Below are 11735 nucleotides of genomic sequence, written 5' to 3'. Positions count from 1 at the left end.
TCCAGCCTGCGCAACATACATTAGAAATAATAACCAATGATGTTAGCCTGACTTAAGTTCTGTCCATCACTTTAATTCACCTCTTAGTGGCTTAGAGTCTTAGTGCCATCCCTTTGATTTCCCAAAAACCTCGTTTTGATTAACACTTTCGCTTAAAATTGAAGAATAAAAATTCAATATTTAAATAAATATCAGAACATTAAACTAAAAGCCATGTATGGCTGATAATTTTTTAATCAAAATCGAGTCATTATATGAGCAAGTTAGATAAATTATTTACTTTTTCTAGTAAATGCAGTAAAAATACAAAATCAATACACCTAAAAGGAAATTTAGAAGAATAAAAAACTAAAATAAAAACCATGCGAAATGATTAGTTGTAAAATTCAGTAGAAAAGTTTTTTTATATGGAATTCTATTTATGATTGCCCCATTCTGTACTTAAAAATCAAATAACACACATTTATACGATTTCAATTAGTATTTTCATGAGAAATAAGACGAACAGAAGAAGCAAATTTTTTATTTGCGGTATTTCAATTAAATCAATCCGGTATTTTGCCAATCACATTCAAAAAACACTGGTGGCTTATTGTATTCGGCTGGCCAAAATACCTTGCTATTCACAATTAATCTCTCTGATTTCATAGGAATGATAATTTCATGAAACAACGTAAATTTTTGACCCGATACGAAATAGACGCAATTTTGGCAGAAACAAAACAAGGACGTCACGCAGAACGGGATTACTGCATGTTATTAATGTGTTTTATTCACGGTTTTAGGGTTAGTGAGCTGTGTAATCTATGTCTCTCTGATCTCGATCTAAATTCGGCGATTATTCATATCAGGCGGTTAAAGGGTGGGCTTTCAACTACACATCCTTTGATTCCAGAAGAAATTGAAGCATTAAAAAAATGGCTCAATGTTCGCCAAAAATGGCGCGAAGCCGATTCCCCTTGGGTGTTCCTTTCCCAAAAATCCGGGGCCGTTTCACGGCAACAAGTCTATGGATTACTGAAACGTTATGGAAAACAAGCATCCGTCAGTGTTTCTCCACATCCCCATATGTTAAGGCATGCCTGTGGTTATGCGTTAGCCGATCTTGGTCGTGATACACGTCTGATTCAGGATTATCTTGGGCATCGTAACATTTCACATACCGTGATTTATACAGCCAGTAATGTGAAACGTTTTTCCAGAATTTGGGAAACTCAATCTAAATAAACGTTTTATTTTTCCTTTGCTGTTTCCACTAACATAACCTGTTATTGCAACAATCTCCACTAACTTACTTGTGGAGATTGCAGGGGACAAAATAAACGATTCCACTATCATCTAAATAAGCCATTCTCTTATGCGTATGATAATCTCCGTTTATGGATAAATTTTATTTTTATTGTTTGAGATTTGTTAATATATTGCTATATTTTTTCACACAACCTTAGACTTGAAAGATAAAATATAAAATAAACTTCTAATTAAACACGAGCAGCGAATTTATATAAATTATTTCACTGCTCAATAAAGAATAAAAAAACAACCGATTACAATTCTACAAACAGTGCCGAAAATTTCTCACGAATTTTCGGTTCCGGCAGATCTATTCCAATAAAAACTAACACACTTTCACGTAATTCATCATCACGCCATGCTCTGTCCCAATCCGCACTATATAGGCGCTGTACGCCCTGAAACAACAATCGGCGCGATTCATCTTTGATAGCAAGAATGCCTTTGTAACGCAGCAGGTTGTCTGCAAAGCTCAGCAACAACTCTTCCATCAAGCTGGAAATCTCTGATAATTCAACCGGATGCGATAAGCTAACAACAATCGACTGGACCGTGTTTTGTTGTTTGGGGATAAATCGGAATACAGGTGCTGAAACCGTCAATTTGTCATTCAGCATAAAACCTTCAACATCAAACAGCACGCTTAAATCAGCCTCACCCTGAATCACTTTATGAATCGGGGCCTTAGCATTAATTCGCTGTAAACGCTCAACTAAAGCATCATGGGTCGGAGCAACATCCGTTTTCGTCAGAATAATCCTGTCAGCATAGCCTACCTGAGACTGTGCAATGGGAAAGCGATCTAACTGTTGATCGGCATGAACAGCATCAACCAAGGTAATAATGCCATCCAATAAAAAACGCTGGCACAAGACTTCATGGGAGAAGAAAGTCTGCGTAATCGGCCCGGGATCCGCCATGCCGGTACATTCAATTATCAGGCGATCAAAATAGATTTGCCCTTTATCCATGCTACCCAATAAATCCAGCAAGGCATCTTCCAAATCATTCGAGCGGCTACAGCAGATACATCCATTACTTAATGTCTTAATCTGAGTGGCACGATCGCCAATTAATTCATTATCAATAGGCACTTCACCAAATTCATTTTCGATGACGGCGATTTTATAACCATGATTGGCATTGATAATATGACGCAATAGCGTCGTCTTACCTGATCCCAAAAAACCGGTCAGGATCGTGACTGATATTGGTTGCATTTTCGTTTCCTGCTGGCTGCTCAATAAGTTCGCTGACTTGTTGTTTTGTTTTCCATCCACTGCATCGTATTTTTTACGAGTACTTTTCATGAGTTCTTTTCATTAACAGCAGCGCATCCCCCCTTTTCCATCACCACCATAGCGGGCATTCTGGCGTTCACGGAAAAATTCTTCATAGGTCATGTACGGTTTATCAGGGTGATTTTCTTTCATATGCTGGACATATGTATCGTAGTCAGGAACGCCTACCAGCATACGAGCTGCCTGCCCCAAATATTTACCTGCCCGGCCAAGATTGCCAAACATAATGATTCTCCAAAAAAATACCCCACATAATACAAAGCCGATTATGCGGGGTATAGGAATATAGCTGTTACCGATACAGAATCACTTAGCCAGTATCAGCATAAGTATCACATCAGTGCGTAGAAGAGACTTTTACCCCGCCCTCTGGAATCGGAACATAAGGTGTTTCGTTATCGGTACGCTCTGGTGTTTTGCTCGCTTTTATCGCGGTTTTGATGCCATAGATAATGATGCCATACACCACCACGAAGAACAGGATACTTAAACCCGCATTGGTATAGTTGTTTACAACAATGTGGTTCATGTTGCTGATTTGCTGGGCCGTTAATTCCGCGCCACCTTCAGCAATCCGCTGTTTATACTCTTTCGCAAGGAAAAGGAAACCTTCAAGCCGTGGGTCATCACTAAACAGTTTCAGGCCCAGCGCCCAAGTCGTACAAATCAGCAACCAAACCGCAGGAAGCACCGTTACCCAAATGTATTGAGTACGCTTCATCTTGATCAGTACAACCGTACCCAATACCAACGCAACGGCTGCCAGCATCTGGTTAGAGATGCCAAACAGTGGCCACAGGCTCTTCACGCCACCCAATGGATCAACCACGCCTTGGTACAACAGGTAACCCCATAAGCCAACACAACCCGCCGTACCGATAATGCCGGCAATCAGAGAGTCAGTCTTTTTCAGGAATGGAACAAAATTACCCAAAAGATCCTGCAACATGAAACGACCTGAGCGCGTACCTGCATCCAGAGCTGTCAGGATAAACAATGCTTCAAACAGAATACCGAAGTGATACCAGAAGCCCATATCCGCCGCAGGGATGATTTGGTGGAATACGTGGGCAATACCTACCGCCAGAGTGGGCGCGCCACCCGCACGGTTCAGGACAGATGGTTCACCAATGTCTTTTGCCGTTTGCAAAATCTGATCCGGCGAAATTACAAAGCCCCAAGAACTGACAGTCGCGGCTGCATGAGTTGTCACTTCCTTTAAGGAAGCCATGATCATGGGTGCTTCTGCTGTGCCCAGATTATGCAGATCAGGCATGGTAATGCCCAGCGCTGCCGGAGGCGTATTCATGGCAAAGTACAGGCCCGGTTCGATGATGGATGCTGCAACCAATGCCATGATCGCAACAAATGATTCCATCAGCATCGCACCATAACCAATGAAACGTGCATCTTTTTCATTTGCCAGCAACTTAGGTGTCGTTCCCGAAGAGATCAGGGCATGGAAACCCGATACCGCACCACAAGCAATGGTAATGAACAGGAATGGGAACAGCGTACCTTTCCAAACTGGCCCTGTACCATCAATATATTGTGTGACGGCAGGCATTTTCAGTTCAGGATTCAGAATAACGATACCAATCGCAAGGCCGACAATGACCCCGATTTTCAGGAAAGTCGCCAGATAATCACGCGGTGCCAAAATGAGCCAGACGGGTAATAATGCAGAGATAAACGCATAACCAATCAGTGCATAAGTGATGGTGGTATCTTTGAAAGTCAGCGCAGGTCCCCAATAAGGATCGGCCGCAACCACTCCGCCAAACCAAATAGCAGCAACCAGCATGAGAATACCCATCACGGAGACTTCACCAACACGCCCCGGACGGATATATCGCATGTAGATCCCCATGAAAAGCGCAATTGGCACTGTAGAACAAACCGTAAAGACTCCCCACGGACTTTCCGCCAATGCTTTCACGACAATCAAGGCCAGTACCGCCAGAATGATAATCATGATTAAGAAGCAACCAAACAGGGCGATTGTTCCCGGCACCCGTCCCATTTCTTCTTTAACGATCTCACCAAGCGATGCACCATTGCGGCGGGAGGAGATAAACAACACCATAAAATCCTGTACCGCACCAGCGAGCACCACCCCGGCCAATAGCCACAATGTTCCCGGCAGATATCCTACCTGTGCCGCCAATACCGGCCCGACTAACGGCCCCGCGCCTGCAATGGCCGCAAAGTGATGGCCAAACAGGACATTTTTATTGGTAGGAACATAGTTCAGTCCATCATTATTGACGACCGCAGGGGTTGCCCGTGTCGCATCCAGTTTCATCACCTTAGTGGCGATATAGAGGCTGTAATACCGATAAGCAACCAGATAAACCGCTACGGATGCAACAATGATCCATAAAGCGCTAATGTGTTCTCCCCGTCGTAGCGCAACAACTCCAAGGCAAAGTGCGCCAATTATCCCCAATATCATCCAGGGAATATGTTTTAACAATTTATTATTGTTCATAAAACTTCCTTTTCAAGGTAAGACGAACAGCAAGTCACTATTTAATTTTTTACTTCCTTTTCCACGAGATAACTCTCTGATGGCCGAAAGAAAGCAATACCGATTAAAGGCAAATACTCCTCGCCACACTGCACTATGATATAAAATCCCTCTCGCAATATTGGAAGGATCTAAGCCAGCGGTTGAATACCGCATTAAACGGTCAGAATCCCCCCATCAGTGGTTATGGCTTAGAAAACCCACCTTGAATTTGTGACGTAACTCACTGTTCACAAACCAAAATTAACTATTTATAAGCCAAATTACTCTTTGTAACCAAAATTACTATTTGTAACCGAAATTACTATTTATGACATAAATTACTACTTATGACCTAAATTACTATTTAAGACCTAAATTAATAGTGTCATCCTTCAATTGATTAAAGTCCTTATACTCGTTACTGAATGAAATCACGGTATGTTGGTTCTGACATTCTTGATTAGAAAACCAATCACAGTCGGATATCAAACGGGGTTCCTCGACTCCCAACCATGTGGACAACATGGATAAAAGGTACAAACCGCTGCGTGGCGCATCGATCTTATCTTTACCGGATTGGTTGGAAGCCACGTTTTTCGTGGAATAATCGTAATCGGTGATGATAAAAGGAACTTGATAGTTCTGTTTATAACTGTCGTTATGAGTCACGTTCTCACCATCCGTGTTTTTATTCACAAATGACAACCCATGATCCGCGAAATAGAGCATCGTCCAATGCAATTGGTTTTGATTGGCAATATTTTCAATTTCTGCCAGAAGGTTATCCGTATTCTGGATACTCTGGATATAACACGAGATGTTTTGGGAATGAAAATAACCGCTGTATTGTTCATTAGTTCTGGCACAAGGCTGTGGATGCGAACCCATTAAGTGAATGACAACCAGTTTCTTCTGCTTATCTTTCATCAACGCATTACGGATATAAGGCAATAAATTTTCATCCGGCATATAACTGCGATCATCTGAGCTGCCTTCTTTTAAAAAAGTATGATATTTGGCCTGTTGCCCAATCAGTGCCACCGGAGAATCAAAGCCTCCTTTCATGCCTTGATTAGAAAGCCAGTAAGTTTCAAATCCCGTCTTTTTCGCCAATGAAATTATGCTGTTATTCAATTGAATTTCGTTTTTTTCACGAATTGCCAGAGAGTTCGTCAATGACAGTTGTGTTGATGGAGCAGCAGAAATATAGTTGGTCAACATTGTTGCATTGGTTTTATCCAACCATGGGGTATTTTTATTTGGAAAACCATAAGCCCCCAGAAAGTCTTTTCGGACACTCTCTCCAATCACCATAATGTATGTGTCATATTTTTCTTCTTTGACAACAGGTTGCCAATCATCCTGATTCTTAATAATCTTGGCAAACCGACTATTTTCAGACATAACTTCCGCATAACTCCGATAAACGTCACTGAAAAAGCGGGCCTCAGGCAAACTGGTATTCAAAAGTTCCGAGCCATCTTCAAAATCCGATTTAATGTAGCCTTTAACTGGCGACCAGAAAGCAGAAATAAAAAATAGGGCAAGTAACCATTTTTTGCTTTTATCAGATAAGGTGATGTTTAATTTGAAAGCAAACATCATCAAAACAAAAATGGCTATGGCAGTTAGATAAGTTGATAGCGAAAGGCCACTAATATACTCCAATGTTTCATTCTGATTCGTGTAGAGTAATGAACCTACCGCATTAACATCAGGATAACCATAGTTGAGACCAATGGGAGTGTAGAGTATTCCCACAAGGGAAAAAAAGGCAATCAGAACGGTATATATTCGTTTACTGACCGCAGCCATAAATAGAAATAATGAAAATGCACTAAGGACATATATCAGCTTTAATTGATAACCCAAGCATTTATGTATTAGAAATATAAGAAAAAAAAGGACAATAAAACAAGAGACGTTCTTATTTTTATAAATAGAAGACATAGTAACCCTGTAATTTTATATAGCGGAGATAAATATCCACTTAAGCAAATTTGTTATTTTTTGAACAAACACTACCCACGTCTGCTGTTCGAAAATTCAGCATGGCGCAATTTTAGCTAAACATGGGAATGAAGATAAGTTTATCTAAATCCGCTAAATAATAAACTGACTGATTTCACAAAGAAAATTTTTTCTTCTTAGAAAAAATTCTATAGATTAAAGGAAAAAAGTTTACTTAATGACAAAACAAAACCCAACACTATATCCAACTCCATATTAACCAGCATTGGGTTTACCATTATTCAACAGAATGCAGATTACCGGGTGATCGACAGGTAACGCTCAAAAGCCTCACGTTCTTCATCCCGCAAAGTCAATACCTTGAAGCCATCATGGGTTACCAAAATCGTATGCTCAAACTGAGCCGATAACCGGCGATCTTTGGTCGTTACTGTCCAGCCATCTTTATGCAGCTTCACGTCCTTTTTACCTTGGTTAATCATAGGCTCGATCGTGAAAGTCATGCCTTCCTCCAGCAATATGCCTTCACCAGCCCTGCCATAATGCAGGACTTGTGGTTCCTCATGCATACTGCGGCCAATGCCATGCCCACAATATTCACGCACCACAGAGTAATTATTGGCTTCAGCATGTTGTTGTATCGTGTGGCCGATATCCCCCAACGTGACACCCGGCTTAACGATCTTAATCGCCTTGTATAGACATTCTTGGGTCACATTGACCAAACGCTTGGCATGGGATGGTACGTCACCGACACAAAATGTAATACTGCTGTCGCCATAATATCCTTCTTTTTTAACCGTCACATCTACGTTAACAATATCTCCATTTTTCAGCCTCTTCTCAGAAGGCCAGCCATGACAAACAACGTGATTCACTGAAGTATTGACTGTATAAGGGAAGCCGTATTGCCCCAAACTGCCGGGTATCGCATCAAGGGTATTAACGATGTAATCATGGCAAAATGAATCGATTTCCAGAGTCGTTATACCTGGTGCGATAATCGGGCGAACCGCTTCAAGTACCTGACCTGTCAAACGCCCCGCAATTTCCATTTTCTTTATCTCTTCCGCATTCTTTATCAATATTCCGTTGCTTTTTGTCATGTGTTCTTCTCTTAATTCAAATTATGTAGGTTCCGTTTTAATAATGCACTTGCATTAGTACACAACTCAAGCCAACATTTATCTCAAATTTCTCTAATTTTGCGGTGAAAGATGAAAATTAAGCGTCCCCCTGCACTTACAGATATCGCAGAAATGGCCCCATCTGTCTTTTCCATCAATATATCCAACGCAAAAGCCATTGATGATGAAGGTCGCTATCTTCCCTGGGATAAATTACGTCATCGACTACCTGTAGGAGCAGACCCCATTGCCTACTGGTCAATTGTGCGTTTTCTGCGTAATAAAAATATCCAACAACTGTCATTGACAGGTGATAATCCGGATCAACTGGCCAAGTTGTTCACAACACCAATAATTAAACAAATTTGTTCTAAAATAGACCGAGTAACATCCTCAGCCGGGCAAGCTGAATTGTTGGAATCGCTCAATGCTTCAAAGTATTTATTTGATGAACTCATTGCTGAAGAGTCAATTTCATCCAGCCAGTTGGAAGGTGCAGCGACAACCAGCCAAGTTGCTTTAGAAATGCTCAAAATCCAACGCCCTCCGAGAGACGAAAGTGAGCGTATGATTATGGGTAATCACCGGATGATGGCGTATATTACAGAGCACTGCAATGATAAGCTTACTCCTGCTTTCATCAGAGAAATTCATGCTATTGCAGTTGAAGGAATTAACGATGATAAATATAAACCAGCCCGATTCCGCACAACCAATGATGTTGTTGTTGCAGGCGTAGACGGTGAAATTATACACACTCCACCTTCCTACAAAGAAATCGGACAGAGGATAGAAGAACTCTGTCTTTGGGCAAATACCGCCCATGAACGACAGGCTGGTATTGATTATTTACACCCATTAATAAAAGCTATTGTTCTCCATTTTATGATGGGATTTATTCATCCCTTTAATGACGGAAATGGCAGAACGGCAAGAGCCTTATTTTACTGGTACATGCTGCGTTGTGGTTATACTGCATTTAAATACATCTCCATCAGTAAGCTATTGAAAAAATCCTCAACGGCTTATGTAAAGGCATACTGTTATACAGAGACTGACCAGTTTGATCTCACTTATTTTGTTGATTATCAGTGTCAAATTGTTGAGCGGGCAATCGAAGAATATCTTAATTATATAAAACATATTATAAAAACCCGGACTGAAGTAGAAACATTCCTTTACGAATCAAACATCATCGCTGAATTGAATGCCAGACAGCGCGCATTGCTAAATATTGCGTTTGCCAGACCGGGAAATATTTTCACTGTGGCAGAAATTCGCGGCAGAATGAGGGTATCAGACAATACAGCGCGAAATGATCTTAACCAATTGGAAAAACTAGGTTTATTAAAAACACATAAAGATGGCAGAGAAGCGGTTTATGTCGCACCTAAGAATTTATCACAAATCTCAACATGGAAAGAAAAAACATCTGTTAAATCAAGTGGGTGGTAACTAACTATTTTATGGGTACAAAAATAGTTCGTATTTCAATTCAAACCACACCATACTATGACTGGAATAAGTAAACATACACTGATTTTTCTACCAACTCATCAAGTTAGAAGGACGATAAATGGAAAAGTTTTACCTGTTGAAAATAACACTTATAGAAACTAATCCAAGCATATGGCGTCGTTTTGTCGTTCCATCCAATATTTCATTGGATAGATTACACGATATAATACAAATCGTGATGGGTTGGAATGACAGCCATTTACATGAATTTTCTTTTGGTATCAAACGATTCACTGAAATGCCTGAAGAACCTGAAGAGGGTAAAGAAGAGAGAAAAGTAAGGCTGGGTTCATTACTCAAAAGAAAAGGGAGCAAATTCACTTATCTTTATGATTTCGGTGATTACTGGGAACATGAAATTGTACTTGAAAACAGTAATTATTCTCCTCATGAACTCCCTATGCCTATTTTCTGCTGTGAAGGTCAAAGAGCCTGCCCGCCAGAAGATTGTGGTGGAATATATGGCTATATGGAACTGGTTGATATCCTTAATAAACCAACACATAAAGATTATCAGGAAATGTTTGCATGGGTTAATGGAAAATCCGATATTTCCCCTGATACCGCTTTTTCCCCTGAAAAATTTAATATAGAAGAAGTAAACAATATGCTGGCCTTATATTATCGCTGGTCAAGAGATCGCTATTTATCACTATTCGGATAGCTATATTTTCTAATAACTATATTCTCAGATAACTATATTTTAAAATAACTGCTTCATTATTCTTGCCATTTTATGAGTCCTAATTCTATTAGGACTTTCTCAATAGGCGTTTTTTTGTTGCAGGCAGTTTGAATATCCCAATTTTAGGGTATTACCGAGTCAGCTAACCCGCCAATATCCCCCTTTCTTCGCGCCAACACGAACCAGATAGCCATTATCTTGCAATATCTTTATATTCCGCTCGATTGTGCGGCGGTTTACACCTAACTCATCAGCCAATTGAGTGATGGTAATGGCAGGATGAAGTGCAATAACTGATAAGATTTTCTGCGAGGTAGCATTGAGTGGCTGTAAATTTTCTACCGACATTTCTACCGACATTGCGACAGAGTCCTGTTGATACGCATTCAGGCTTTCCCTAAGCGCTTCGGCTAATTTTTCTAACATAAAATCGATAAATAACGTACAGTCGCCTGTTCGATCACATTCCCTAAGAACCTGATAATAGGCCTGTTGCTGGTGATGAATCAGGGTTTCTACGGGTAACCACATCAACTCCGGGCGCCATTCACTCAGAATCAACGTTTGCCATAGGCGCCCCATGCGGCCATTTCCATCAGTAAATGGATGAATAAACTCGAATTCATAATGAAAGATCGAGCTGGCAATTAACGGATGAATATCCGTGTGTTTCAACCACATCAGAAGATCCCCGATTAATCGCAATATTTGATTAGCAGGTGGAGCCATATGGATTAACTGGTTTTCTCGATAGATACCCACATCCCCCTGACGTAACTGCCCCGGAAAATCAACCAATCCAACCATTAGTAACCGGTGTGCAGCCAAAAGATCCGTCAAACGAGAGCTACACCAATCCGGTAACTTCTCGTAAGCCAATATAGCATTACGCACTTCCTGAATATCCTTTGCAGGCGCCAATACTCGTTTTCCATCAATAATTGCCGTGACTTGTTCAGTAGACAAACTATTATGCTCAATCGCCAATGATGCTTGTATAGTACGAATGCGATTTTCTTTACGTAACAAAGGCGAAGAGCACTCCGCACTCATAGACCAACGCCCCAATAATTCAGCTATTTCTGCCACGCGATTCAGCATGATTGGTGTAATAGTGTAAGGGGGTTGGTAAACAGCCACGATAATTTCCTCTTCAATCCGTTCGATTCTCAATGGTACATTGATTTCTTTGCAATACTTATAAACTCAATAAGATAAAGGAACAAGGCACTATTTCTTATCATCTATTTTCCTGTCATCTATATTTTCTGTTATTTGAGAGAATAAGCTAATAATAGGGGCTGACTCAAACACAAGCGGTTAAATTG

General features: G+C 40.6%; 8 protein-coding genes and 1 pseudogene. 3 read left to right on the top strand and 6 right to left on the bottom strand.

Annotation, left to right across the window (positions count from 1 at the left end; translation table 11 throughout):
- Window positions 1-660: 660 nt before the first annotated feature.
- Window positions 661-1227, top strand: a pseudogene (locus Xmir_RS05265) (tyrosine-type DNA invertase); the annotation flags it as partial.
- A gap of 320 nt (window positions 1228-1547) precedes the next feature.
- Here Xmir_RS05265 and yjiA read toward each other — a convergent pair.
- From yjiA to map, 5 genes are all read right to left on the bottom strand, one after another.
- Window positions 1548-2513, bottom strand: coding sequence for a GTPase (yjiA, locus tag Xmir_RS05260; protein ID WP_099113546.1), 966 nt, complete (start codon window positions 2511-2513; stop codon window positions 1548-1550).
- 102 nt (window positions 2514-2615) lie between these two features.
- Window positions 2616-2819 (bottom strand): YbdD/YjiX family protein, encoded by a 204-nt coding sequence (locus Xmir_RS05255; RefSeq protein WP_047962587.1) that lies wholly within the window; start codon window positions 2817-2819, stop codon window positions 2616-2618.
- Window positions 2820-2931: 112 nt separating this feature from the next.
- Window positions 2932-5085 (bottom strand): carbon starvation CstA family protein, encoded by a 2154-nt coding sequence (locus tag Xmir_RS05250; RefSeq protein ID WP_099113374.1) that lies wholly within the window; start codon window positions 5083-5085, stop codon window positions 2932-2934.
- 381 nt (window positions 5086-5466) lie between these two features.
- On the bottom strand, window positions 5467-6921 hold the full coding sequence (locus tag Xmir_RS05245; protein ID WP_167385944.1) for a phosphoethanolamine transferase: 1455 nt from the start codon (window positions 6919-6921) through the stop codon (window positions 5467-5469).
- 452 nt (window positions 6922-7373) lie between these two features.
- Entirely contained in the window at window positions 7374-8183 is an 810-nt protein-coding gene (gene map / locus Xmir_RS05240; RefSeq protein WP_099113372.1) for a type I methionyl aminopeptidase, read from the bottom strand.
- A 111-nt stretch (window positions 8184-8294) separates the two neighbouring features.
- On the opposite strand from map, the gene Xmir_RS05235 reads away from it, so the two are divergent.
- Both Xmir_RS05235 and Xmir_RS05230 read left to right on the top strand, forming a co-directional pair.
- The gene (locus Xmir_RS05235) at window positions 8295-9659 is read left to right on the top strand and encodes a Fic family protein (protein ID WP_099113371.1); all 1365 of its coding nucleotides are present in this window, start codon (window positions 8295-8297) and stop codon (window positions 9657-9659) included.
- A gap of 121 nt (window positions 9660-9780) precedes the next feature.
- Window positions 9781-10386 carry a plasmid pRiA4b ORF-3 family protein gene (locus tag Xmir_RS05230; protein WP_099113370.1) on the top strand — a complete coding sequence of 202 codons (606 nt, stop codon included), beginning with the start codon at window positions 9781-9783 and terminating at the stop codon, window positions 10384-10386.
- Between the two features lie 159 nt (window positions 10387-10545).
- On the opposite strand, the gene Xmir_RS05225 is transcribed toward Xmir_RS05230, so the two are convergent.
- Entirely contained in the window at window positions 10546-11547 is a 1002-nt protein-coding gene (locus Xmir_RS05225; protein WP_099113369.1) for a Fic family protein, read from the bottom strand.
- Between the last annotated feature and the right edge of the window lie 188 nt (window positions 11548-11735).

The sequence above is a fragment of the Xenorhabdus miraniensis genome, assembly GCF_002632615.1.
This window is presented reverse-complemented; position numbering and strand designations above follow the sequence as displayed.